The sequence below is a fragment of the Actinoplanes utahensis genome, from assembly GCF_016862455.1.
Taxonomy (GTDB): domain Bacteria; phylum Actinomycetota; class Actinomycetes; order Mycobacteriales; family Micromonosporaceae; genus Actinoplanes; species Actinoplanes utahensis.
This window is the reverse complement of sequence record NZ_BOMZ01000063.1, coordinates 1-24,560: the sequence shown is the minus strand read 5'-3', so window position 1 is coordinate 24,560 and position 24,560 is coordinate 1. Positions and strand designations below refer to the sequence as shown.

Here is a 24,560-nt window from a genome sequence, read left to right as displayed (position 1 = left end):
GCCACCGTTCGGCACCGCCGGGGAGACCCATGGTGGATCAACCGATGAGTTCCGCGGCCAGGACCGGTCTACCGAATTCCGGACCCGTCACCAGGAGGACATCATGGGCAAGATCCATATCGACCTGTTCACCACGCTCGACCTGGTCGCGCAGGCCCCCGGCGGTCCTGACGAAGACCCCGAAGGCGATTTCCGGTACGGCGGATGGCAGGCCCCGCTGACCGACGAGGTCGTCGGCGACCAGATCACCGGGAACATGCCGGGCATCGACGCCCTGCTGCTGGGCCGCCGCACCTACGACATCTTCGCCGCCTACTGGCCGCACCAGACCGGCGAGATCGCGGACCGCTTCAACGAGATCCCCAAGTACGTGGCCACCCGCGGGAGACTCGACCTCGACTGGACCGGCGCCACCGCCATCGGCGCCGACCTGGCCGGCGAGGTCCGGGCCCTCCGCGGCCGGCACGCCGAAACCCACGTGATCGGCAGCCTCGACCTCGTCCAGACCCTGCTCCGGGAACGGCTGTTCGACCAGCTCAACCTGTGGGTGTACCCGATCACGCTGGGCACCGGGAAGAAGGTCTTCGACGGCGGCGCCGTACCCAGCAGCCTGACCCTCCTCGAACCGCCGCTCACCTCCCCGAAGGGCGCGGTGCTGCTGCGGTACGGCCTCGAGCCCGGCACCCCCGGCACCGGCCAGATGTGACCCCTCCCGAACGGGCCGGGTCAGCGGACCGGCGGAGCTGGCGCGTCGCCCCACCGGCCGGGTCAGCCGCGCCAGCGGAAGTCGGCGACGACGGCCCGGTGGTCGGACGGATGCAGGCCGTCGATCGGGTCGCCGGCCAGCCGTACCCTGTCGATCCCGATGTCCTGATCTTCACGGCCGGCCCGGAAGAAGATGTGATCGATCCGCTGGTCGATCAGTTGCGGACCGGCCGACAGAGGCGCCTGCGGATGCGTCGACGGCAGCGTCACCGCATCCGCCGCTCCCCCGCCGGCGCTCCACGCATCGATCAGCACGTCACGGACCGGACGCAGCACCGGCGAATCCACCGCGGCGTTCAGGTCACCCATCAGCAGCACCGGGCACGGCCCGTCGAAACGCGGATCGGTGGCCAGACCGGCGATGAATGCGGCCTGCGCGATCCGGTCGTCGGTGTACGGCACACCGTGATCGAGGCACGCCGCCACGATCGGCAGCGGCCCCACCGGATGATCGACCCGGACCGTCAGTGCCACCGGATCCCACGCCCGATGACGAGCCGGCATGACAGGGGCCTCCCACCCGAGAACGGGCCAGCGGCTCAGCACCGCGATCCCGAGCTCACCGCCCTCCGGCCCCGGCGGCGGAAACGACGGCGACGCGAACACCGCGTGCATGCCGAGCGCCTCCGCCAACTCGTCCGCCTGCGTGCTCCCGTCCTCGCCCCAGACCTCCTGTAACGCGAGCACATCCGGCCGTTGCCGCTCCAGGGTGGCGCGTATCCCCGGTTGCCGCGCCTTCCAATCCGGACCGAACCGCCACCAGATGTTCCAGGTCATCGCCCGTAGCGTGCTGTCACCCATTCCCGCCGGATACCCACTCCCGCCGATCCCTCCCTTACCTGTCGACGGGCAGGCAAGCCCGGCGCTCTACGCGGGTGGCGGCCGGGATCCTGGCGTCGATCCCTTTCCCGGCCGACCTGGTCGCGTACCGGCCAGACCCCTTCCGGCCGGCTCATCAGCACCGCCTCGGCGCCAGCCGCAAACCCCGGCTGGTCGTCACGGCTGTCTCCCGCCGGTGGAGCCAGCCGTGACGACCAGCCGGTCAAGATCCGCCGCCGCACGGACGGTTCCAGCGCCGGGAAGGCCGGGAGTCGGGCTCGGCAGGAGCGGGTGCGGTCGGCGGAAAACGTCAGGGGTGGCCGCTACCGTGTCCTCATGACGGGGCGCATCAGGCACGAGACGGACGCCGAACTGATCGATCGGCCCGCCGGCGGCCTGGAGGACGCCTGGGTCGGGCGGTGGAGGGACGACATGCGGGCCGGGCTGGCGGGGCTGCTGGGCAGGTTCGAGGCGCGGTTCGGGTTTCCGCCCGAGGAGCACGAGGTCGCCGGCCCGGTGAGCGAGGAGCAGCTCGCCGGTCTCGCCGAGCTGCACGGCGACGGTCTTCCCGCGGATCTGGTGACGTTTCACCGTGTGGTCGCGGAGGTTGATCTGCCCGATGTCGAAAACGGTTACTGGATCCACTCCCCGCCGCTTCCGGGCGAGGATCCGGGTCATCCGCGCCGGCTCACCGACGGGCGTCGTGTGGTCGTTTTCGGCAGTGACGGTGGTGGCGGGCTGTTCGCCCTGACGGCGGGGCCGGGGTCGCCGGTGCTCCGGTTGGCGGGCGGGTCCTTCTTGGGCGGCGCCTATGACGCCGACCACGCCGCACCGGTTGCGGCCGACCTGCAGGAATTCCTGACGTCACTCCTCAGGGAGGTTACTGAGGCGGCACGAAAGGGAGACGGTCACTGAGGTGCGGCGGCGACGACAGCGGTCTCACGATCGGGCGCGAGGCGAGGCACCGCGGAGGCGAGGCACCGCGGAGGCGAGGCACCGCGGAGGCGAGGCGCTGCGGAGATGATTCCGCCGCCGGACGGGCCTGCCATGCGACGGCGTTCCGGGGACAGCAGAGCACCGGTCGGGAGGAACGGCTGCCGTCCGGAAGGGACGGTCGTGCCTGATCCCGTGAGGTCACGAAGCTACAAATCACTCTTCTCCTAGTCGCCTATCAGGTAGTCGTTGGCCTATAGTCGCTTGCATGGCCTCGAGGATTTATCTGGTGGGAAATTATGAGATCAGCGAGATGCTCGGCAAGATCAGTCGGCAGCGGGTCTACCAGATCACCCGGCGCGCCGACTTCCCCCGGCCGGTCGCCAAACTCGCGCAGGGCAAGGTGTGGTTAGGGGAGCAGGTGGAGGCATGGATCGCCACCCGCCGCGGCAAACGCGCCGACCGACCATCCCCTCCGGACACCGCCGCCGACCGACCATCCCCTCCGGACACCGCCGAGCGACCATCCGCGACGACCCCCGGCGCGGACATCCGCACCGGCCAACCACCCGGCCCGGCCATCGACACCGAGACCGACCAGCGATCGGGGCCGGGCATCAACGGACAGGCGAGGGCGGGCGCCGGCCACGCCGAGCCGGTCGCCGGTCAACGGGACGAGGAGCCCGCCGCGGAGTGAGTGCCAATCTGTTCCGGCGGAGCTGATCAGTGCGTTCGGGCCGGGGCCGACGAACGGGTGGCAGGCACGGCGCCGGCTCCCGTGTGCTCGGCTGCGGTCCGGCCGCACCGTCGACGACCTGCAGGGACGAACGGTCCACACCCGCTCCGGGGCGCCGTTCCCGCCGACACGGCACCTTGCTCTGAGGTGCGCGGGACTGCGGTGTCAATCGTCTTGGATATCGCGGAGCATGCGCATGGCACGAGAGTCGCCGGTTGCGTGTCGGAGCAGGTCGATGAGTGCAGCATCCGGTCCGCAGCGGTCAGCGATGGCGGAGCGGAGTTCATCCCGTTCTACCGGCAGGAGACGGTCGAGTTGGCCGACCGCGAACTGATATGTCCACCGCAGGGGCTGCCGCTCCTCACGGCGCAGACCTCCGACCAGGTACGGCAGTACCACCCCAGAACTGATCGGATGGAAGGTCAACGCGGGTTCGACCGGCCGTTCCCAGCGCCGGCCCCGCAAGATCAGGCCGCCGCCCCATTGACCGGACCAGAAATCGCTACGGTCGAAGAGTCCGGTACACACCCACTCCGCGAAGGAGGTGCGGTGCACGGGTTCCGCGCCGATGAGCGCCAGGAACCGGTTCGCTCGTACCAGGGCCGGTGAACGTCGTCCCTGCAGGTAAGACGACAAGTAGGCGCCCCACGCTTCGGACAGAGGGCCCTCAGGCAGCGGCGAATCGGCGAGGTCGTCAGGAACCAGGCGATCCATGACGCCGATTATCCGCCGCAGAGATCATGCTCTGGCAACATGACCGACGGCACCGGATCCCGACGTCGGCGACTGCCCCGCGGACTGATGGCCGACGTGCGGTGCCGCCCCGGCGCGTCAGGCCGGCAACAGGTCCGCAGGTCCGGCCGTCGAGATCGGGCCGGACGAGTTCGCGGTGCCGCCTATCCGTAACCGGCGCAGAGATCTGCGGGGATGGGAGTGATGATGCGCATGTCATCCGGGTCGAACCGGACGTCCACTACGTCGTGGTCGGTAGCGATGCTCACATGGCCGGCCTCGACCGATCGGATCCGGCGGTACGCGGCCACCTCGGAGAACAGACAGCCGGCGTCGGCAGCGATGAAACGCAGGCCGTCTCGCCGATAGATGGCCACGTCCCAACCCTCTTCACCGAGGACGGATGTCCAGGGAAGTACGCGAGCCTCGTACCGGCCGTCTGCTGAGTAGGTCCGGTCGACGAAATCTTCGCCACGACCGTCGACCAGGGCAGCCACGCCGACGAAGAAGATGGCGACGGTGCTGCCAGCGACGGTGACCGCTGACCGTCGGCGATGCTCCGGCGAGATCAGCAGGACGACCGCTGTGCTGAGCACCAGGCAGATCAACGGCCAGCACAGTGCCGCCGGCGGTCGATGATCCTCGAGGAGGACGAGGTCTCCCGGCGTTCGCCCACGTCAGCATCACTGAAATCGCCATGGTGACGGCGGCACCGGCCCACAGCAGGCGCCACCGCATCCGCGACGGGAGCGTCCGAGACATCCGCAACGACTACCTCCGACCGGCCGATTCATTCGAGTCATCGGTGAAACGATCATGATGCTGGCGGCCCGGGTGATCCGGCACCGCCGTTCGGGCTGATCCCCGGTGGGACGACAAGCTCACCGGCGGGTCACCAGGCCGGACTCGTAGGCGAGTCCCTCCGCGACCAGCAGCAGAATCTTCTTCTCCCGGCTGGTCAGCAGGTCCAGCGCTGGCCAGCAGGTCCAGCCCGACCGGGTGCGGCCGTGCCGGGATCGGTCCCGGCGGCCTGCACCGCCGCGGGTCTGCCGGGTGGTGGTTGCCGTTCAGGGGCCGGGATGGCCGGCCACGCCCATCTCGGTGAACATCGCGTCGGCGGCGTGGCGCAGCCGGACGGCCTGTTCCGGGTCGTCGGCGCAGGCGGCCAGGCCGGCGGTGGCGCACGCGATGGCGTAGGGGTTGCGCCAGTGGCGCCCGACCGCGAGCGCCCGCTCGTACGCCGCCCGCGCGCCCGGCACGTCGCCGGAGAGCCGCAGCGTGGCCGCGTAGTCGTTGAGGAAGTCGGCCTCGAACCGGATGCCTCGGGTCTGTGCGGCGACCTCGACGGCGATCCGGTGCTGGGCCAGCGCCTCCTCGAACCGGCCCTGTTCGGCCAGCACCACCCCGAGTTCGGTGCGAACCTCCTGCTCGAACGGGGTGAGTCCGAGCCGCACCGCGATCCGCAGGGCGATCTCCACGTACCGCTGGGCGGCCGTGGCGGTCAGCAGCCCGAGCCGCCGTCTGCTGCGCTGGATGTAGAGCAGGGTCCCGGCCTCGAAGTGCTCGTCGCCCTGCCCGAGCGTGCCGAGCAGCGCCAGCCGGTCGGCCCGCAGCGCCTCCCGCCACCGGCCGAGCCGCTGGTAGGCCAGCGACATCTGCATCGTCACCGGCTGCACGGCCTGCAGCCCGGTCAGGTTGCCGAGGGCGATGCTGTCCCGGGCCACCTCGACGGCGTCGGCGAACCGGCCCATCGAGATGTGGATGCTGGCGAGGTTGCCCTTGGTCCGGGCGATCGACTCGAGGTCCTTCTGCCGTTCCCGGATCCGCAGACTGACCTGCAGATAGTGGGACGCCTTCTCGTAGGCGCCGGTGCGGTAGTGCGCCGAGGCCACATAGTTGGCCATCTGTGCCATGCCTTCGTCGTCACCGTGTTCCCCGGCGACGGCGAGGCCCCGCTCGTTGAGGGCGGCGACGTCGTCGTTGTAGCCGCGGTAGTACAGCTGGTACCAGGCTGCTCGCGGGATCCACCAGGCGTACTGCGGATAGCCGGCCCGGACTGCCGCGTCGAGGAAGGCGAGCAGGTCGCGGCGGTGCCGTTCGAGGCGGGCGCTCGGTTCGGTGATCGCGGCGAGCAGGTCGGGCCGTAGCAGCGGCAGTCCTTTCAGGTCGCGTTCCACCATGGACCGCAGCGCGGTGGAGACCGTGGCCACCAGCGCGTGGGTCTCCAGGTTGAGCACGCCGAGCACGGCGGTGGACCGGTCGACCGCGGGTGTCGGCAGCGCCGCCGCGTACTCACGCAGCAGGTCGTGCAGCCGGTAGACGCCGAACTCCGGCTCCTCGATGAGGCGCGCGTCGACGAGTTCGTCGAGGAGGCCGACGACGTCGTCGAGGGGCAGCCCGGTGAGCGCGGCCGCCGCCGGGGCGTCCGGGGACGTGCCGGGGTAGACGCCGAGGAGCCGGAACAGCCGCTGCGCCGGGACGCTGAGGTGGCTGTAGGAGAGGGCGAACGCGCTGACCACGGTCCGGTTCTCCACGGCCAGTTCGGGCAGGGCGTCGGTGCCGAGCCGGCGGACCAGGTCGGCGACCCGCCAGTGCGGGCGCTGGGCGAGCCGGGCACCGGCCAGCCGCACCGCCAGCGGCAGGCCGCCGCAGCGCCGGACGACCTCGGCGGCGGCCTGCGGTTCGGCTCGCACCCGGTCGCCGGCGATGCGTTCCAGCAGGGCGACCGCCTCCTCCGCGTCGAGCAGCGGCACCGGCTCGGGGCGTACCCCGTCCAGTCCGGACAGCCGGCGGCGGGCGGTGACCAGGGCGAGGCTGTTGCCGGAGGCGGGCAGCAGGTCGGCGACCTGGGCGCTGGACGCGGCGTTGTCGAGGACGACCAGCAGACGGCGGCGGGCCACTTCGGTGCGCCACAGGCCGACCCGGCCGACCAGGTCGGCGGGGATCGCCTCGGCGGACAGGCCGAGCTGGCGCAGCAGCACGAACAGGGCCGCCGCCGGGTCGACCGGGTCCTGCTCGCTGTGGCCGTGCAGGTCGACGAAGAGGTGCGCGTCGGGGTAGCGGTCGCCGGCCAGCGCGGCGACGTGCAGGGCCAGGGTGGTCTTGCCGGAACCGGCCATGCCGTCGACGACGAGGACGGCCGGTTCGGCCGGGTCGGCCTCGGCGATCCGGCCGAGCAGCCGGCGGACCAGCCCGTCGCGGCCGGTGAAGTCGCGGACCGTCCGCGGCAGGCAGCGCACCAGGCCCGGATCGCCGGCCGGCACTCCACTGAGGATCTCCCGGTGCACCGCCTGCAACTCCGCGCCCGGGTCGATGCCGAGTTCGTCGCGCAGGGTGTCGCGGGCACGACGGTATTCGGCGAGCGCGTCGGCCTGCCGGCCGGCCCGGTGCAGCGCCAGCATCAGCTGCCCGCGCAGCCGCTCGCGGAGCGGGAACCGCTCGACCAGCGGTGTCAGCTCGGCGAACAGCTGCCGGGCCCGGCCGGCGGCGAGTTCCAGGTCGGCCCAGTCCTCGACGGCCAGCAGGTACTGCTCCTCGAGGGCGGCCGCGGCCTGCCGGACCCCGGGCGCGTCGATCTCGGCACAGGCGGCGCCGCGCCACAGGTCCAGGGCCCGGCGGTACGTCTCCGCGTCCTGGGTGGTGCGGGCCGTCTCGACGAGCCGCGCGAAGACCAGGGTGTCCAGGTCTTCGGGGCCGACGCGGATCCCGTACCCCGCCCGATCGGTCAGGATGACGTCGGCGGGGAGCAGCCGCCGCAGGCGGGAGACGCACGTGTGCAGCTGCCCCCGGGCGGTCGCCGGCGGTGTCTCGCCCCACACCGCCTCGACCAGTTCGCTGAAGCCGACGATTCGGTTCGGGTGGAGCAGCATCATCGCCAGGACGATGCGGTCGCGCCCGGCCGTCACCGCCACCTGCCGCCCGTCGCCGACGACCGTCAGCGGCCCGAGGATCCGGTAACGCACAGTGCTCGTCCTTTCGCCGGGCCGCGACTCCCGGTTACTTCGCCGAGCAGACCTTCTTCAGGTCGGCGATCGCCGCGTCGAGGGCGGTCTTGCTGGGCTTCTTGTCCGGCGTCTTCTGCCACGCCTCGTCGACGGCCAGCATCTCGTCGTGCACCTTGTCCGCCGCGGCCTGCACCTCGGCGCCGGCGTCGGCGGCCTTCGTGTTCAGCTCGGCGGCGGCGGCGATGTACGCGGCGCCGGCGGCGAAGTGCCCGGCCGGCGGGCCGATCTTCTCGGCCTCGTCGATCAGCTTCTGGTTCGCCCGGAGGGAGGCCGCCAGTTCGCCGCAGGCCTTGACGTCGGCCAGGTTGTCGGCGCCCGGGATCCCGGCGGCGGCCGAGGGCGGCGCGGGCGCCTCGGTGCCGGCGTCGGCGTTGCCGGCCGGGGCGCTGGCACCCGTGGTCGGAGCGGGTTCCTCCTTGGCCGGGTCGCAGCCGGTCAGCACCGCGACCACGGCGAGAGAGGAGAGAACAAGTCCGAGACTCTTACTGCGCACTGTCGATCCTTACGTATTCGTCCCCGTTGGAGATCGAAAGCTAGCAGAGTGTCGATCTGCGGGGTCGCCGAGTTTCCACGACCGCGCAGGGTGATATGTGATCGTGACTCAGCCTCGTCCCCGAAGATCCTTTTCGGCGGGGGTACGGGCGTGCGCGTACCGGGCGGCGGTATGGTTCTCGATCTCCTGGTGGAACGAGGGCTCGCGTGCTCCGGAAATCGCCCGGTGAGCAGCGAAACGGGACGCGGGTCGAGTTGATCGACTGGGTGACGAACGAGGGATGGTGTAGTGGCCGAACGGCCCGGGTAAGAGCCAGGGAATCGCGCTTCTTCGGGGGGACGTCACTTGCTGATCACCATCGGCATCCTGGCGATTGTGCTGCTCACGGCCGCTACCGGCTATTTCGTGGCGCAGGAGTTCGCCTACGTGGCGGTGGATCGGGAGCGGCTCCGGGTGCTCGCCGACTCCGGTGACGCCGCCGCCGAGCGCGCTCTGCGGGTCACCCAGAAGCTCTCGTTCGTGCTCTCCGGCTCGCAGGTCGGCATCACCGTGACCGCGCTGCTCGCCGGTTACGTCGCCGAGCCGTTCCTCGGCAAGGGCACCGCCGAGCTGCTCGGCCTGGCCGGCGTGCCGGAGGCGGTCAGCACCACCCTGTCGATGGTGGTCGCGCTGCTGTTCGCGACCGTCGTGCAGATGGTGCTGGGCGAGCTGGCGCCGAAGAACCTGGCGATCGCGAGACCGGAGGCCGTGGCCCGGGCGCTGTCCCGCTCCACGATGATCTACCTGACCGTGGCCGGCCCGCTGATCCGGATGTTCGACGCCACCGCGAACCGGCTGCTGCGGGCGGTCGGCATCGAGCCGATCGAGGAGCTGCCGCAGGGCGCCACCTCCGAGGACCTGGACCGGATCATCGAGGCGTCGAGCGCGCACGGGGTTCTGGACGCCCGAGCGGCGCGGCTGCTGGATCACGGGCTGGACTTCCGGACCCGTACCGCCGCCCAGGTGATGCGGCCCCGGGTGGACGTGACCGCGGTCAACGCGGCCGAACCGGCGTCCCGCGTGGTGGAGCTGCTGGACACCGGCCACTCCCGGTTCCCGGTGATCGGCGACGGCCTGGACGACGTGGTCGGCATCGTCTCGATCGCCGACGTGGTCACTTTGGAGCCGTCGGTGCGGTCCACCACCCCGGTCAGCACGCTCACCACTGCTCCGGTGGTGCTGCCCGAGTCGTGCACGCTGCCGCAGGTGCTGGACCGGCTGAAGGCCACCCACCGGCAGATGGCCGTGGTGGTCGACGAGTTCGGCGGCTTCGCCGGCATCGTCACCCTGGAGGACGTCGCCGAGGAGCTGGTCGGCGAGATCCGCGACGAGGACGACCTGCCGGAGCCGGTGATCGAGCAGCGGCACGACGGCGCCTGGACGGTGCCCGGCCAGGCCCGGATCGACGAGGTCGCCGAGGGCACCGGCATCCGGCTGCCCGTGGACGAGCTGTACGACACCGTCTCCGGGCTGATCTCGGCGCGGCTCGGCCGGCTGCCCGGCGTGAAGGAGAGCGTCGACGTGGAGCTGCCGCCGCTGATCGACGAGGACGGCGAACCGGTGCCGCAGGGCACCGTCCGGCTGACCATCCTGGAGGTCCACCGGCACGTGCCCGCGCGCGTGGCGATCAGTGAGGTGAACGAGTGAACACGGTCTGGTCCCTGGTGATCTCACTGTTCCTGCTGGTGTCCAACGGGTTCTTCGTGGCCGCCGAGTTCGCGCTGGTCGCGGCGAAACGGCACCGGCTGGAGACGGCGGCCGCCGAGGGCTCCCGGGGTGCCCGCGCCGCGATGGCCGGCACCCGGCGGCTGTCGCTGATGCTGGCCGGCGCGCAGCTGGGCATCACCCTGTGCACGCTCGGGCTGGGCGCGCTCGCCAAACCGGCGATCGCGCACCTGCTCGAGCCGGTGTTCACCGCCACCGGCCTGCCGGAGAACGCCGCGTACGTGGTGGCCTTCCTGCTGTCGGTGATCCTGGTGAGCTTCCTGCACGTGGTGGTCGGCGAGATGGCCCCGAAGTCGTGGGCGATCAGCCACCCGGAGACGTCGGCGACACTGCTCGCCATCCCGTTCGTCGGGTTCACCACCGTGCTGAAGCCGGTGCTGACCGCGCTCAACGGGCTGGCCAACGGGGTGCTGCGGCTGGCGAGGGTGGAACCGCAGGACGAGCTGGCCCAGATGCACAGCGCCGAGCAGCTGCGGATGCTGCTGGAGACCTCGAAGGAGCACGGCACCATCCCGGAGGCCGAGCACCAGCTGCTGACGGCGATGCTCGGGGTGGAGTCCCGGACGGTACGCGAGGTGATGGTCCCGACCGGGTCGATCGTCACGGTCGCCGCGAGCGACGACGCCCGTACCGTGGAGCTGCGCAGCACCGAGGCCGGCCGCTCCCGGATGGCCGTGACCGACGCCGGCGGCGGCATCGCCGGGATCGTGCACGTGCGGGAGGCCGCCAAGGCGGTGGGCAGCGGGAGCGGCGCCACCGCCGGGACGCTGATGGCGGACGCGCTGCGGCTGCCCGCCGGCACCACCGTCCTGGACGCGGTCGCCTCGATGCGCCACGGCCGCAATCAGGTCGCCCTGGTCACCGAGGACGGGCGGGTGGTCGGCCTGGTCGCCCTGGAGGACCTGCTGGAGCAGGTGATCGGCCAGTTCGACGACGAGACCGACCCGGTCATCGACGCGGCGCGGCGGGCCGGCCGCAGGTCACGCTCCCACGCGTAACCAGTCGCCCTCCGGCAGCCGCACCGCGAACCCGTCGTCGAAGCGGACGCCGGGACAGCCGTCGACGGGCGCCTGCCAGCCGCGCACCGGATCGTTCACCGCGTGCCGGCTGCAGTGCGTCTCGTCGACGTAGCCCCAGGCCATCAGCACCGGCCGGCCGCGGTAGGAGTAGCGGCCGACGGAGGCGATCCGCTCCCCGTCGGCCCGGCGGTAGAAGTCGGCCCGCAGCCCGGGCACGACGGTCCCCTCGAAATCGGCGTCCGGGACCGACCGGTGCGGAACATATGTCGTTAAGTCGGGAATTGTCACAGCAGTTAGTCGTCACGCGCCGGGGATCGGTTCCCGTTCTTTCAGGTGAGTTCGGACCCGGGCCCGCAGTGCCCGCCGAGCCAGCGGCCCGAGATCGTCGACCACCTCGATCAGCACCGCGAGCTGGTCCAGGGCCCCGAGCGCCCGCTGCGCGGCGTCCCGGTCCACACCCTCGTACAACTCGATCCCGACGAACGCCGCCGACACCGCCTGCGCCAGCCCCGGGATGTCCGCCACCTCGGCCACCGGGGAACCCCGCAGCAGCCGGGTCAGCACCGCCTCGATCTCGCCGGCCCACAGCCGCAGAGCCTCCCCGGTCGGCCCGGCCAGCCGTTCCCCGGTCTGCGCCGCCGCGAGCAGCTGCGCCAGCACCGACACGTTCCCCGCGGCCAGCTCCTCGGTGTGCAGATCCCGGCCCACCCGCAGCAGCTCCCGCAGCGAGCCGACGGCCGCGAACCGGTCCGCGTACGCCGCCACCCGCGCCTTCGTCGTCGCCACACAGGCCGCGCCGAGCAGCTCGTCGACCGACCCGTAGTGGTAGAAGACGAGCGCCTGGTTCACCCCGGCCGCGGCCGCGATGGTCCGCGCCGACACCCCGGTGACACCGTGTTCCCGCAACGCGAGGAGGGCGCCGTCCAGCAGTCGCTGCTTGGTGTCGCTCATGGCGGCCCATTCTGCCCCACCGGGTACGAGGCCCTTCCCCCGCTTCCGCGCCCGGGCCCGCGAAGGGCCGGCCGTCGCGCCCCTACAGTGGGGGGCATGTGGCGCTTGCGGGGGGACGCGGCCCTGATCGCCGGGGTGATCGCACTCGACGTCGGCACCGCGCTGACCACCGGGGGCGACGCCGAGCGGCCGCTGCTGCCGGCCGGCCTGGCGCTGATCGTGACATCGGCCGTGGCGCTGTGGTTCCGGTACGCGTACCCGTACCCCGTCCTGGTGGTGACCGCGAGCACCGCCCTCGTCTACTACCCGCTGGGTTTCCCGGACACGCCTGTCGCGCTGACCCTGGTGATCGCGCTCTACACGGTGGCGCGCGATCGTGGGCCGCGTCCGGCGATCGGCGCGGCGGTGGCGCTCGTGCTGGCGTTCGCGCTGCTCAACGGGCCGGGCGAGCTGGCCGCGGTGATCGGGATCGCGCCGTTGCTGCTGCTGCCGGTGGTGCTCGGCGAGGTGGCGCGCGGCCGGGCCCGGCAGACCGAGCAGGCCGAGGAACGGGCGGCGCTGGCCGAGGAACGAGCGGCGCTGGCGGAAGCTGTGCAGGAGGCCGAAGCGCTGCGCCGCGCCACCGAGGAACGGCTGCGGATCGCCCGCGAACTGCACGATGTCCTCGGTCACCAGTTGTCGCTGATCAGCGTGCAGTCCGGAGCCGCACTGCACACCCGCGAGCCGGACGCGGCGTTCGCGGCGTTGCGGGCGGTCCGGGAGGCGAGCAGGGACGCGCTGCGGGAGATGCGCTCGGTGCTCGGCGTCCTGCGGGAACCGGAGCAGCCGGGACTCGGCGCCCTGCCGGAGCTGTTCGAGCGCACCGGAACCGCCGGGCTGACCGTGCACGCCACCATCGAGCCGGATCTGTCGCCGCCGCCGGACGTGCAGCTCGCCGCGTACCGCATCGTGCAGGAAGCCCTCACCAACGCGGTCCGCCACTCGACCGCCTCCCGCGCCGACGTGGTGATCCGCCGCTCCGGCGGCGCATTGTCGGTAACCGTCGCCGACCCCGGCGAACCGCGTGCGGGGTCCGGGCGCGAAACGGCGGGAAACGGGCTGCGCGGAATGGCGGAACGGGCCGCGTCACTCGGCGGCGCCCTCGAGGCCGGGCCGATTCCCGGCAGCGGTTTCCAGGTCTCCGCGCGGCTGCCACTCGACCGGAAAGGATCCCGATGATCTCGCTGGCACTCGCCGACGATCAGACGCTGGTACGAGCGGGCTTCCGCTCGATCCTCTCCGGCGAACCGGACATGACCGTCGCCGGGGAGGCGTCCGACGGGGCGCAGGCGATCGAACTGGCCCGGCGGCTGCGCCCGGACGTGATGCTGATGGACATCCGGATGCCGGGGATCGACGGGCTCGCCGCGACCCGGGAGATCTGCGCCGACGAGGAGCTGCGCGGCGTGCGGGTGGTCATTCTGACCACCTTCGAATCCGACGAGTACGTGTACGGCGCCATCCGCGCCGGGGCCAGCGGATTCCTGCTCAAGGACATCGAACCGGCGGAACTGATCCACGCCGTGCGGGTGGTGGCCCGCGGGGACGCGCTGCTCGCCCCGTCGGTGACCCGCCGGCTGATCGGCGAGATGGCCGGCCGGCTGAAACCGCCGCCCGCCCCGGAACCCGGCACCCTCACCGCCCGGGAGCTGGAGATCCTCGACCTGATCGCGGCCGGGTTGTCCAACGAGGAGATCGCCGCCCGGCTGGTGATCAGTTACGCCACGACGAAGACCCACGTGAGCCGGATCCTCACCAAACTGGCGCTGCGGGACCGCGCGCAACTGGTCGTCTGGGCGTACGAGACCGGCCGTGCCCGGCCCGGCTGGCATACCTCCCGGGATGTACCCGCCATTCCGCGAATACATCCCGGGAATCATTTCCCGGTCCGGGACACAACCGATTCCTGAACCACCTCGGCGAATGCCACGATTCTATTCGTGAAACGCAGATCGCTACTCTCCCTCGCAGTTCTCACCGGCGCCGGCGCCATTCTCGGCGGATGTTCGGCCGACGAGCGGCAGTCGGCGCTCACCTTCACCAACCGGCTGCGGATCCCGCCGCCGGCCGCACCGGTGACCGACCCCGACGGGGCGAAACGGTTCACCCTCACCCTGCAGACCGGCAGCACCGAGTTCCGGCCCGGCACGGTCACCGCCGGTACGTGGGGCGTCAACGGCTCCTACCTCGGCCCGGCGGTGCGCGCGAACCGGGGCGACCGGGTCCGGATGAGCGTCGTGAACCGGCTGCCCGAGGCGACGACGCTGCACTGGCACGGGATGCGGCTGCCCGCGAAGATGGACGGCGGCCCGCACCAGATGATCGAACCGGGCACCACCTGGACCCCGGAGTGGACCGTCGACCAGCCGGCCGCGACGTCCTGGTTCCATCCGCACCCGCACGGGAAGACGGCGATGCACGTCTACCGGGGTCTGGCCGGCCTCTTCCTGATCGACGACCCGGACGGACCGCGACTGCCATCGGCGTACGGCGTCGACGACATCCCGCTGATCGTGCAGGACAAGGAGATCGACAGCGACGGCGAACTGGAGACCGGCGGGGTGGACCGGGGCACGTTCGGGCTGCTCGGCTCCACGATCCTGATCAACGGCACGTACGATCCGGTCCTCCCGGTGAGCACGAGCCTGGTCCGGTTCCGCCTGCTCAACGCCTCCAACACCCGGGTCTACCGGATCGGGTTCGCCGACGGCCGCCGCTTCGACGTCATCGCCGGCGACGCGGGCCTGCTGGACCGCCCCGCCACCGTGGACCGCGTCAAGATCAGCCCCGGCGAGCGGGTGGAGATCGTCGCCCGCTTCTTCCCCGGCGAAACCGTCGTCCTGGACAGCCGGGGCGAGCCCCGCCGAACCGCCAACGACATCGAGGAGGACGACTTCCACCTCCTCGAGATCGTCGCTGCCGCGCAGCTCACCCCCTCCCCCGCGCCGCCCGCCACGCTCGGCGGCCCGGGACGCGCGACGACGCCGCCCGGAGCCCGGGTCCGCCGCTTCTCCCTGTCCGGTTCCGAGATCAACGGCAGGGACATGGACATGTCCCGGATCGACGAGGTGGTCCCGGCCGGCGCGGTGGAGATCTGGGAGATCGACAACACGACGTACGCCCACAACTTCCACATCCACGAGGTCTCCTTCCGGATCCTCGACATCGACGGCAGCCCGCCCCCGCCCTACCAGGCCGGCCCGAAGGACACCGTCTTCCTGCCCAAGAACGCCAACGCCCGCCTCCTGGTCCACTTCGGCCCGCACACCGACCCGCTGACGCCGTACATGTACCACTGCCACCTGCTCCGCCACGAGGACAAGGGCATGATGGGCCAGTTCGTCGTCGTCGGGCCCGGCACCGAACACCTGGTCCCCCGAAACCTCCCCACCGGCCACCACCACGGCTGACCCCGCGGGCTCAGGCGGCTGCCGCGTGGCTACGGAGGATGGGCGGGTTCAGGGCTTTCTGACCACCGTGCCGATAGAGCACGGCGGGCCTGCCCAGATGCGGGATCCGCTTCTGCCCGGTGGGTTCCACGAAGCCGACGGTGTTGATCACCTTACGGTTGAAGTTGCGGGGATCCAGCGCCCGGCCCCAGACCACCTCGTAGACGTTGCGGATGTCGCCGATCGTGAACGTGGAGCCGCAGAAGGCCGTGGCGAGAGTGGTGAACTCGAGTCGGCTGCGCACCCGCTCCACCGCGTCGTCGAGGATCTGGTCGTGGTCGAAGGCCAGCCGGCCACGCACCCTCGCGACCGGCATCCATGCGGCCGACGCGGCATCCGAGCCCGGCTCCGGGTCGGGCGGGTCCGGGACGATCGCGAGATAGGCGACACTGACGACCCTGCCGCGGGGGTCGCGCTCCGGGGCTCCGTACGCCGACAACTGCTCGAGGTGCATCGGCTCACCGTCGAGGGCCGTCTCCTCCCGTAGCTCCCGCACGGCGGCGGCGAGCAGGTCCTCCCCATCGCGCAGGAATCCACCCGGCAGCGCCGGCCGGCTTCGGAACGGTGCGTTCCCTCTCGTGATGGTCAAGACCTGCAGGGCGTTGTCCCGCACGGTCAGAATGGCCAGGTCCAAGGCGAGTCTCAGCACGGCATGCTCCCGCGAGGTCATCTCACCAGCCTAGTTTTAGCGTCTGATTGACACAAACTCTGCCAACTGTCGGAATCCCCGAGGGGCAGGAAGCCTCGTCCACGTACTTCATGTGCATCTGACGTTAAGTTAGCTTGCCCGCATGACCCCACACCTCAGCAAGCCGTCGCCCGTCCTCTTCCTCACCGCGCTCGACCTCGAGTACGAAGCCGTCATCGACACCCTCACCGACCTACGCCGGTCCCCCTCGATCGCCGGCACCCGGTTCAAGATCGGCTCTCTGCCCGGCGGTTCCGGCGACGCCGTCATCGTCGTCACCGGCAAGGGGAACGCCGCCTCGGCAGTCATCGCGGAACGTGCCATTCGCGAGTTCGAGCCCGCCGCGGTCCTGTTCGTCGGCGTCGCCGGAGCCCTCCGGCCCGAGGTGGCGCTGGGAGACGTCGTCGTCGCCTCGCATGTGTACGCCTACCACGGCGCCGCGGAACGCCCCGGCGGCGCCCGGTCCCGGCCCCGGGTCTGGGACATCGACCACGGCATCGAGCAGGCCGCGCACGAGCTCGGCCGGCGATACGAGCGGGAACGCCGCGCCCACCCGTCCGGGCAGATTCCGAAGATCCGCTTCGGGCCGATCGCCTCCGGCGAGGTGCTGCACGACGCGCAGGAGTCCGCGACACTCACCTGGATCCGGCAGCACTACGAGGACGCGCTCGCCATCGAGATGGAAGCCGCCGGGCTCGCCAAGGCCGGGCAGCTCAACAAGGCTCCCGTCGCCGTCGTCCGCGCCATCAGCGATCGCGCCGACGGCACCAAGACCGTGACCGACCGGGACGCCTGGCAGGATCGGGCCATCCGGAACGCCGCCGTCTTCGCGACCGAGCTCGCCACCGAGATCGCCCTCGACCAGCAGTCACCCGCGAACGCCGGCAGAGCGGCCGGGGCGTCGGGCACCGTCACCACCCACGGAGGCAGCCACGGCGCCGTCGCCGAGACGATCCACGGCGGCGTGCACAACACCTGGCGACCGTCATGAGCGAGAAGCCCGAGAAATCCGAGAAGCCGGCGGTAAGCACCGAGGGCGGCAGCCACGGCGCGGTCGCCCAGACCATCCACGGCGGCGTCCGCAACAACTACTACCAACTCCCGCCGAACGCCACACCCGAGGAGAAGTTCGAGGCGGCCCGCCGGTTCCTCCGCTCCAACAACGCCACCACCGCCCGCCGCCTGCTGGACGACGTCGTCGCCGACGATCCCGAGAACGCGACCGTCTGCTTCTACTGGTTGCTCGCGTTCTTCAGCCGGCGCACCTACGCGGAGCTGACGCACGAGGAACGGGATCGAGCGGCGGCCGAACTCAAACGCATCAGCGACCTGCCGCTGCGCCAGTTCTCCGGCGGCGTCGACGTCATCCGGCGCCTCTTCGCCTCCCATCACTCCGCCACCGAGGAGCAGTCCGCGACCACCAGCATCCGGGCCGACCTCGACCGGCTGCGGCCGAGCGTACGCAACGCCATCTCGCACCATCTGGAGCGCATGCTGGAGGGCAACCTCAAGGACGGGCTGTGGCAACGCGACGTCGACCGGGCGCAGGATCTGCGGGAGGTCGACGGCCGACGGCAGCGGGCCTGGAAGTTCTTCCAGGCCGAGCCCAGGGCGCCGCGGATCTCCCCGGTTCCGGAAGCCGACGCCGGTCCCGTGCATCACACCGTGGCCGCAGTGAGCGTCCTGGCCCTGACCGGCTCATCCGCCCTCCTCGGCCGGTTGGGCGCGCAACGCCACGACACCGTCGCGGTGGCCGTGCTGGTGTTCGCGCTGGTCGCCGGCGGCGCCGCGCTGTATCTGGGCGCGGAGTGGCTGTTCCGCGCCGGGCGGCAGTATTCGACCACCCGGGAGAACCTGACCATCCGCGCCAACCCGCTGGGCACACGGTCCGACGGGTTCGCCGCGGAGGTGAACCGAATGTACCTGGAATACGCCCGGCGGGTCGCGCCGAAGGGCACCAAGGACCGCGACGAGTGGTACGCCGACTGCTTCGTTCCGATGCGCCGGCTGCGCAACGACCTGGCCGAGGCCTACCGGGAACCGGAGGTCAAAGCCGAGGAGGTCCGGTGGCTCATCCGGTTCCAGGTACGCGACCTGAACCGCCGGTGGATGAACGGCGAATCCCTGCGGCTCCGGCCGGAGATCCTGACCTCGACGAGGCTGCTCACCCTGGCCGCCGCGTCGACCTGCGTGATCGGCCTGGCCTGGGCCGCCCAGTCCGCCCTACGGCAGGACCCTGCGCCGGCCGCAGGCGCGCTGCTGGTGGCGCTGGCCGCCGGAGCGGCAGCGGGCAAAATCGGCACGCACCTCCTCGCCGAACACAAACGTGTCGCCACGGACACCGCCGACCGGCAGCGGCGGTTGCAGGTCTACCAGGCCGAACACGAACGCTGGCGCAGACGGCTGAAGGACCGGCCCACCGACATGGAGATGGCCAGGTGGCTCGACTGCGACCGGCGTATCGCCCTCGACGAGGCCCTTCAGGAGTACCAGCTGAAGTGGAGCGACATCGAGGCCTACGCCTCGCTGGAAGCCAGCGACGATCGAGGCCGCCAAGCGCGCGTCCTGAACGGCCCGTGGCGTTACACCCACTACCAAGTGCTGGTCTTCCTGCTCACCTCGGACGGGGTCCGGCAGCTCAGCGTCGGGCTGGACTTCGGCAAAGCTCGGTTCTATCGGTGGGAGCGCATCAACTACTGCTACGACGCGGTGGCCGCCATGCGGGTGGTCCTGCACGACGACAAGGCCCGGACGTTCGAGTTGTCCCTGGTGAACGGCACCGACATCACCGTCGCCGTGACCACGAGCGGCAAGCCGCGGCAGGGTGAGGACCCCAAGATCCTGGAGGACGCGGCCCAGGACGCCACCGGCCTGCGGCACACGATGTTCGTCCTCGAGGGCGTCGCCGCCGAAGGCCGCCGCTGGTGGGACGGTGGCGCCTACCGGCGGATGAAACCCCCCGCGCCGGAGGAGTGACGTACCCGCCGGGCCTCCCGGGGAAGGCCCGGCGGAGACCGTGTCAGGCCTCCAGGAGGCGGGCGGCGACCGCCTCGCCCATCCGGATGGCGCCGTCGACATGCTGGAAACCGAGGCCGGCGATGTCGCTGCTGGCGAACTGCAGCGGGCCGACCGCGGCGCGCAGGTGGCGGCCGTAACGGGTGAGCGAGCCGATGTCGAAGCTGGTGCCGAAGGCGCCGACGGTCCACTCGTCGGCCATCCACGGGCTCTCGTAGTAGTGGACCGGGTGCAGCGCCTGCTCGCCGTAGTAGCCGGCGAGGCACTCCAGCACCTTCTGCTTGCGGGTCTCCGCGTCCAGGCCCAGGATGCCGTCGGCTTTCACGTCGGAGCAGAAACCGACGAGCGTGCCGCGGGTCTCGCCGTCGATGTCCTCGTTGGTGTTGTCGTAGGCCTCGTGGACCAGCGCGTACGGACTGAACGCGGTGCCGGACAGGCCCAGGTCCCGCCAGAACGGTGTCGCGTAGGTGATGTGCAGCTTCACCACCAGGCCGAACGAGATGTGCTGGCGCATCTGGGCCTGCACCGGCGGGAGCGCCGGAATGTACTGCACCCGGTTGACCAGGGTCGGCGGGACGGCCATCACCACGTCACGACCGCGGTAACTGCCCCGGCCGGTGAAGACGGTCGCGCCCTCCTCCGACCACTCCACCTTGGTGACCGCCTCGCCCAGGTGGACGGTGCCGGCGGGCAGCCGGTCGGCGAGCGAGAGCGGGACCCGCTGCAGGCCGCCGACGACCCGGCGGTCCAGGATGAAGTCGGCGTCGACCAGGTGGCTGAAACCGCCCGCGCTGGCCGCCATCAGCACCGCGGACAGCGCCGAGAACGAATGCGCCGGCTTGGTCAGCATGGCCGGGCCGATGTAGAGGCCGATGTTGTCGCGGGCCTCGGCGTCGTCGGTCTGGTTGGCGAGCCAGGCGGCGAAGGAGATCCGGTCGAGCTGCTCGGCGTCCGGGTGCTCCCACGGCACCAGCGGGTCCATCTGGGCGGCGAGACGGTCCAGCTCCTTGGTGAGGCGCTCCATCTCGGCGGCCGTGGTGTCGGAGACGGGGAACTGCTCGCCCTCGAAGGTGCGGCGCACGCCGTCGGCGCCGATGTAGATCGACTTGCCGGCCCGGTAGCGTGCGTACATCTCCAGGCCGAGCTCGTCGATGAGCGCCAGCAACGCGGTCTGGTCCGGGGAGACCCACTGGCCGCCGACCTCGAGGCGTACGCCCTCGACGTCCTCGGTCAGCAGCCGGCCGCCGACCCGGTCCCGGGCCTCCACGACGAGCACGCTGCGCCCGGCGGCGTGCAGGCGGTTGGCGATGGTCAGCCCGGTGACACCGGCCCCGACCACCACGACGTCGAAGTCGGTCACGGTTCTCCTCCAGGTATGGCGGGCTCTTGCTGGGTGATGCAGTGGATGCCGCCGCCGCGCGCGAAGATCGCGCGGGCGTCCACGCCGACGACCCGGCGGCCGGGGTAGGCGGCGGCCAGGATGTCCAGCGCGGCGGCGTCGCGGGGATCGTCGAAGGTGCAGGCGACGACACCGGCGTTGCACACTAAGTGATTGACGTAAGAATGATCAACTGGGCCGTGCTCGTCCTCGAGCCCTTCCGGAGCGGGCAGGTCGACGACCTTCCAGCCGGCCGGCAGCGCCTTCCGCAAGCGCGGCGCCAGCTCGTGGTCCGGATGCCGCGGATCGGTCTGGACGTGCAGCAACACCGTCCCGGGGGCGGTCATGGTCGCCACGATGTCGACGTGGCCGCGGGTGCCGAACTCGGCGTAGTCCCGGGTCAGCCCGCGCGGCAGCCACACCACCTCGTCGACGCCGAGGGTGCGGCGCAGCTCACCCTCGACCCGCTCCCGCGACCACCCTGGGTTACGACCCGGGTCGAGCTGCACCGTCTCGGTGACCAGCACCGTCCCGTGCCCGTCGACGTGGATGCCGCCGCCCTCGTTGACCATCGCCGAGCTGACGACCGTGGCGCCGGCCCACTCGGCGACCTGCCGGGCGATCCCGGCGTCGTGCTCCCACGTCGCCCAGCTCTGGCCGCCCCAGCCGTTGAACACCCAGTCGACGGCGCCCAGGCCGTCCGGGCCGACGACGAAGGTGGGGCCGATGTCGCGCATCCACGCGTCGTCCAGGGGCGCCTCGAAATACTCCACGGCGCCACCCAGCCGGTCGCGGGCGGTCTTGCGCGCCGCCGGATCGACGACCATCCGGACCGGCTCGAACTCGGCGACGGCCAGGGCGACGGCGGCCCACGCCTGATGGGCGTCCTCGCCGTCGGCGTAACCCGACGACGGCCAGGCCATCCAGGTGCAGGTGTGCGGCTCGGTCTCGGCCGGCATGCGCCAGGTCATACCAGCCCGCCGTACGTGTCGGGCCGCCGGGTGCGCAGCAACGGGAACAGCGTCAGCCAGTCCCTGCGCTGGTCGAGGTCCAGGTCGGCGACGAGGACGGCCTCGGTGTCGCGGGGCGCCTGGGCGAGGACGCGGCCGTACGGGTCGACGATGAACGACGAGCCGTAGAAGGTGATCAGGCCTTCGTTCCCGGTCCGGTTCGGCACCACGATGAACAGCCCGTTGGCGATCGCGTGACCGACGATGACCTGCTGCCACAGCGGCCGGGTGTCGAAGTCGGGGTGGTCGGGCTCGGAGCCGATCGCGGTCGGGTAGGCCAGGATGTCGGCGCCGCCGAGCGCATAGGAGCGGGCCACCTCGGGGAACCACTCGTCCCAGCAGGTCGGCAGGCCGAACTTGTGTCCCTCGACCTCGTGCACGGGGTAGGCGTCGTCGGCCGGTCCCGGCCGGAAGTACTTGTCCTCGACGTAGCCCTCGGTGACCGGGATGTGCGTCTTGCGGGTCCGGGCGACGACCTCGCCGGACTTGTCGACGAGTACCGCGGTGTTGTAGCCGAGGCCGTCGCCGAGGTCGGTCTTCTCGTAGAGCGACGCGTGCACGAGGATGCCGTGCCGTTTCGCCGCCTCCGCCGCGAAGGTCACCGTCGGGCCGCTCGCCAGATCCTCGGCGGCCTCCACCGGCTTGCCCACGGGCGCTTGGAACGCCGGGTACTTCGACAGGGTCAGCTCCGGCAGGAAGACGACCTCCGCGCCCGCCTCCGCGGCCCGCGCGATCCCGGCGGACAGGACGTCGCGAAGTTCGGCCGCGTCCGCACGCCACCGGTGCTGAACCAGGCCCACTCGCAGGGGCGGACGGGTCGGCTCGTCGACGCGCGCCGGCGAGTCGTACGCCGTACCCCGGATCAGTTCCATGGTCATCCTCGTTCTTCACCGCGTGCCCTACACCGCACCTTAACGAACGGCATTCGTTTTAGAATGGTGGTCTTGCTCACCAAGGGCAAGGGATTCCGTTGCCTAGACCATCAAAACCTAAGCTTTCCGTGGAAAAGATCGCTGTGGCGGCGCTGGACCTGGTCGACGCCAAAGGCGAGTTCACCCTCGGCGAGGTGGCCGCCGCCCTCGCCGTCCGCCCGTCCTCGCTCTACAACCACATCAGCAGCAAGGCCGACATCGTCGAGGCCATGCGCACCCTGGTCTTCACCACCCACCCGCCGGCCGGCGCCGATCCACCGATCACGGACGGTTGGCAGGGCGTACTGCGTGCTCTGCTGCGCCGTTACCGCGACGCCTTCGGCCACCACCCCCGACTGATCCCGATGCTCACCGCCCACACCGTCTCGTCCCCGGATGTCGTCCACATGTACGACGACATCGCCACCGTCCTCGCGCCGCCGGCATCCCGACCTCGCACCTGCTGGACGTGATGACCGTGCTGGAGAGCTTCGTGATCGGGTCCGCCCTCGACATCGCCGCCCCCGATCAGGTCTGGGACCCGGCCCAGGTGCGAACGCCTGCCCTGGTCGCGGCCATCGCCGCCGCCGGTCGGGGCCGGGCCCGCGTGGACCGCGCCTTCGAACTCGGCCTCGACCTGGTCCTCGGCTCCCTCACCGGGCTCTCCGCCCGCTCCCCGAAGTCGGCCGTGCTTGACCTCAACCGCGGTTGACGTCTCATCCTGACCTCGCTCGCGTCGGGTGAGCCGCTTCCTCCGGTCGCGTCCCTCCCCGGCGCACCCGGGCGACACATCGACCCGGGATTCGGGCGACGCATCGACCCGGGATTCGGGCGACGCATCGACCCGGGATTCGGGCGACGTATCGATCGGAGGGAACGGTGACATGCGAGCGATTCAGGTGATTCGGTTCGGCGGTCCCGAGGCGCTGGTCCCCTGCGAACTGCCGGACCCCGAGGCCGGGCCCGGTCAGGTCCTGATCGAGGTGGCGGTGGCCGGCATGACGTTCGTCGAGACCCAGATCCGGCGCGGCGTCGGCAGATGGCATGAACAGCCACACCTGCCGTACGTCCCGGGCGGTCTCGTGGCGGGGCACGTGAGCGCTGCCGGCGCCGGGGTCGATCAGGGCTTGCTCGGACGGCGGGTGATCGCCGCCACCGGGGAGACCGGCGGATTCGCCGAGCTGGCGGCGGTTCCGGCCGACGCCGTGTTCCCGGTGCCGGACGGCCTGCCCCTGCCGGAGGCCGTCGCTCTGCACAGCGACGGCAGCACGGCGCAGGGGCTGGTGGAACACGCCGGGATCCGCCCCGGCGACCGCGTGCTCGTCGAGGCCGCCGCCGGTGGCGTCGGCAGCATGCTCGTGCAACTCGCGAGCGCGGCCGGCGCCCACGTCATCGGGGCGGCCCGTGGCAGCCACAAGCTCGCCGCGGTCCGGAGGCTCGGCGCTGCCGCGGTGGTGGATTACTCCGAACCCGGCTGGACCGGGCAGGTGCGGGAGGCCACCGGCGGCACCGGGCCGGACCTCGTGTTCGACGGCGTCGGTGGCCGCGTCGGCCGGGAGGCGTTCGAGGTGACCTCCCGCGACGGTCGCTTCTCGATCCACGGCGCCTCGAGCGGCGACGTCACCCACATCGGCCCGGCCGAGGCCGCCGACCGTGGCGTCCGGGTGCTCGGCATCGAGCAGCTCTTCGGTTTCGGCCCGCACGTGCGGCGCTGGGCGACGACCGTGATGTCGCTGGCCGAAGCCGGGGTGATTCGTCCGCTCATCGGCCAGACCTTTCCTCTGGAACACGCCGCCTCCGCTCACGCCGCCGTCGAGAACCGCACCACCGTGGGCAAGACCCTGCTGCTGCTCT

Annotated in this window: 24 protein-coding genes; 13 read left to right on the top strand and 11 right to left on the bottom strand. The window is 71.4% G+C overall.

Going from position 1 to position 24,560, the window contains the following annotated elements; all coding sequences use genetic code 11:
- Positions 1-103: 103 nt before the first annotated feature.
- Positions 104-706: a dihydrofolate reductase family protein gene (locus Aut01nite_RS22640; protein ID WP_043529891.1), complete on the top strand. Its 603-nt coding sequence runs from the start codon at positions 104-106 to the stop codon at positions 704-706.
- A gap of 62 nt (positions 707-768) precedes the next feature.
- On the opposite strand, the gene Aut01nite_RS22635 is transcribed toward Aut01nite_RS22640, so the two are convergent.
- Positions 769-1,542 carry an endonuclease/exonuclease/phosphatase family protein gene (locus tag Aut01nite_RS22635; RefSeq protein WP_161790716.1) on the bottom strand — a complete coding sequence of 258 codons (774 nt, stop codon included), beginning with the start codon at positions 1,540-1,542 and terminating at the stop codon, positions 769-771.
- Between the two features lie 474 nt (positions 1,543-2,016).
- On the opposite strand from Aut01nite_RS22635, the gene Aut01nite_RS22630 reads away from it, so the two are divergent.
- Both Aut01nite_RS22630 and Aut01nite_RS44625 read left to right on the top strand, forming a co-directional pair.
- Entirely contained in the window at positions 2,017-2,499 is a 483-nt protein-coding gene (locus tag Aut01nite_RS22630; protein WP_152628967.1) for an SMI1/KNR4 family protein, read from the top strand.
- A gap of 286 nt (positions 2,500-2,785) precedes the next feature.
- The gene (locus tag Aut01nite_RS44625) at positions 2,786-3,214 is read left to right on the top strand and encodes a helix-turn-helix transcriptional regulator (protein ID WP_307837525.1); all 429 of its coding nucleotides are present in this window, start codon (positions 2,786-2,788) and stop codon (positions 3,212-3,214) included.
- 204 nt (positions 3,215-3,418) lie between these two features.
- Here the strand turns inward: Aut01nite_RS44625 and Aut01nite_RS22620 are convergent, their stop codons facing one another.
- The 4 genes from Aut01nite_RS22620 to Aut01nite_RS22605 form a co-directional block, all read right to left on the bottom strand.
- Positions 3,419-3,967, bottom strand: coding sequence for a hypothetical protein (locus Aut01nite_RS22620; protein ID WP_043529887.1), 549 nt, complete (start codon positions 3,965-3,967; stop codon positions 3,419-3,421).
- A gap of 182 nt (positions 3,968-4,149) precedes the next feature.
- Positions 4,150-4,593 (bottom strand): hypothetical protein, encoded by a 444-nt coding sequence (locus Aut01nite_RS22615; RefSeq protein ID WP_043529885.1) that lies wholly within the window; start codon positions 4,591-4,593, stop codon positions 4,150-4,152.
- A gap of 459 nt (positions 4,594-5,052) precedes the next feature.
- Positions 5,053-7,947 carry an AfsR/SARP family transcriptional regulator gene (locus tag Aut01nite_RS22610; protein ID WP_043529883.1) on the bottom strand — a complete coding sequence of 965 codons (2,895 nt, stop codon included), beginning with the start codon at positions 7,945-7,947 and terminating at the stop codon, positions 5,053-5,055.
- 34 nt (positions 7,948-7,981) lie between these two features.
- Positions 7,982-8,482, bottom strand: coding sequence for a hypothetical protein (locus Aut01nite_RS22605; RefSeq protein WP_152628966.1), 501 nt, complete (start codon positions 8,480-8,482; stop codon positions 7,982-7,984).
- A gap of 345 nt (positions 8,483-8,827) precedes the next feature.
- Between Aut01nite_RS22605 and Aut01nite_RS22600 the strand changes: the two genes are divergently transcribed.
- On the top strand, positions 8,828-10,168 hold the full coding sequence (locus Aut01nite_RS22600) for a hemolysin family protein (RefSeq protein WP_043529881.1): 1,341 nt from the start codon (positions 8,828-8,830) through the stop codon (positions 10,166-10,168).
- Positions 10,165-11,244 (top strand): hemolysin family protein, encoded by a 1,080-nt coding sequence (locus Aut01nite_RS22595; protein WP_043529880.1) that lies wholly within the window; start codon positions 10,165-10,167, stop codon positions 11,242-11,244. The genes Aut01nite_RS22600 and Aut01nite_RS22595 overlap by 4 nt, the downstream gene beginning before the upstream one ends.
- On the opposite strand, the gene Aut01nite_RS22590 is transcribed toward Aut01nite_RS22595, so the two are convergent.
- Both Aut01nite_RS22590 and Aut01nite_RS22585 read right to left on the bottom strand, forming a co-directional pair.
- Entirely contained in the window at positions 11,227-11,481 is a 255-nt protein-coding gene (locus Aut01nite_RS22590; RefSeq protein ID WP_043529878.1) for a hypothetical protein, read from the bottom strand. The genes Aut01nite_RS22595 and Aut01nite_RS22590 overlap by 18 nt on opposite strands.
- An 84-nt stretch (positions 11,482-11,565) precedes the next feature.
- Positions 11,566-12,216: a TetR/AcrR family transcriptional regulator gene (locus tag Aut01nite_RS22585; protein WP_043529876.1), complete on the bottom strand. Its 651-nt coding sequence runs from the start codon at positions 12,214-12,216 to the stop codon at positions 11,566-11,568.
- A 96-nt stretch (positions 12,217-12,312) separates the two neighbouring features.
- Here Aut01nite_RS22585 and Aut01nite_RS22580 point away from each other — a divergent pair, with 96 nt between their 5' ends.
- Genes Aut01nite_RS22580 through Aut01nite_RS22570 form a run of 3 tightly spaced genes read left to right on the top strand, consistent with a single transcriptional unit; the run spans position 12,313 to position 15,665 of the window.
- A complete protein-coding gene (locus Aut01nite_RS22580) occupies positions 12,313-13,434 on the top strand; it encodes a sensor histidine kinase (RefSeq protein WP_204037639.1) in 1,122 nt (373 codons plus the stop codon).
- Positions 13,431-14,165, top strand: a complete 735-nt coding sequence (locus Aut01nite_RS22575) for a response regulator (RefSeq protein ID WP_083999557.1) — start codon at positions 13,431-13,433, stop codon at positions 14,163-14,165. Before Aut01nite_RS22580 ends, Aut01nite_RS22575 begins: the two co-directional genes overlap by 4 nt.
- Before the next feature lie 30 nt (positions 14,166-14,195).
- Positions 14,196-15,665: a multicopper oxidase family protein gene (locus Aut01nite_RS22570; RefSeq protein ID WP_043529039.1), complete on the top strand. Its 1,470-nt coding sequence runs from the start codon at positions 14,196-14,198 to the stop codon at positions 15,663-15,665.
- 10 nt (positions 15,666-15,675) lie between these two features.
- Here the strand turns inward: Aut01nite_RS22570 and Aut01nite_RS22565 are convergent, their stop codons facing one another.
- Positions 15,676-16,374: an NUDIX hydrolase gene (locus Aut01nite_RS22565; RefSeq protein WP_043529040.1), complete on the bottom strand. Its 699-nt coding sequence runs from the start codon at positions 16,372-16,374 to the stop codon at positions 15,676-15,678.
- A 121-nt stretch (positions 16,375-16,495) separates the two neighbouring features.
- On the opposite strand from Aut01nite_RS22565, the gene Aut01nite_RS22560 reads away from it, so the two are divergent.
- Positions 16,496-17,383, top strand: a complete 888-nt coding sequence (locus Aut01nite_RS22560; RefSeq protein ID WP_052164196.1) for a 5'-methylthioadenosine/S-adenosylhomocysteine nucleosidase family protein — start codon at positions 16,496-16,498, stop codon at positions 17,381-17,383.
- Positions 17,380-19,368, top strand: coding sequence for a hypothetical protein (locus Aut01nite_RS22555; protein ID WP_043529041.1), 1,989 nt, complete (start codon positions 17,380-17,382; stop codon positions 19,366-19,368). Before Aut01nite_RS22560 ends, Aut01nite_RS22555 begins: the two co-directional genes overlap by 4 nt.
- 43 nt (positions 19,369-19,411) lie before the next feature.
- Here Aut01nite_RS22555 and Aut01nite_RS22550 read toward each other — a convergent pair whose 3' ends face one another.
- The 3 genes from Aut01nite_RS22550 to Aut01nite_RS22540 are packed head-to-tail and all read right to left on the bottom strand — an operon-like array spanning position 19,412 to position 22,673.
- A complete protein-coding gene (locus Aut01nite_RS22550) occupies positions 19,412-20,767 on the bottom strand; it encodes a flavin monoamine oxidase family protein (protein ID WP_043529042.1) in 1,356 nt (451 codons plus the stop codon).
- Positions 20,764-21,744 (bottom strand): agmatine deiminase family protein, encoded by a 981-nt coding sequence (locus Aut01nite_RS22545; RefSeq protein WP_201775580.1) that lies wholly within the window; start codon positions 21,742-21,744, stop codon positions 20,764-20,766. The genes Aut01nite_RS22550 and Aut01nite_RS22545 overlap by 4 nt, the downstream gene beginning before the upstream one ends.
- Positions 21,745-21,752: 8 nt before the next feature.
- Positions 21,753-22,673, bottom strand: a complete 921-nt coding sequence (locus Aut01nite_RS22540) for a nitrilase-related carbon-nitrogen hydrolase (protein ID WP_236642945.1) — start codon at positions 22,671-22,673, stop codon at positions 21,753-21,755.
- Positions 22,674-22,795: 122 nt separating this feature from the next.
- Between Aut01nite_RS22540 and Aut01nite_RS22535 the strand changes: the two genes are divergently transcribed.
- The 3 genes from Aut01nite_RS22535 to Aut01nite_RS22525 all read left to right on the top strand — a co-directional run.
- Positions 22,796-23,179 carry a TetR/AcrR family transcriptional regulator gene (locus tag Aut01nite_RS22535; RefSeq protein WP_152628929.1) on the top strand — a complete coding sequence of 128 codons (384 nt, stop codon included), beginning with the start codon at positions 22,796-22,798 and terminating at the stop codon, positions 23,177-23,179.
- Positions 23,179-23,418, top strand: coding sequence for a hypothetical protein (locus tag Aut01nite_RS22530; protein WP_052164198.1), 240 nt, complete (start codon positions 23,179-23,181; stop codon positions 23,416-23,418). Before Aut01nite_RS22535 ends, Aut01nite_RS22530 begins: the two co-directional genes overlap by 1 nt.
- Positions 23,419-23,590: 172 nt before the next feature.
- Positions 23,591-24,560 (top strand): zinc-binding dehydrogenase (locus Aut01nite_RS22525; RefSeq protein WP_043529045.1); only part of this gene is annotated, 970 nt, incomplete at its 3' end.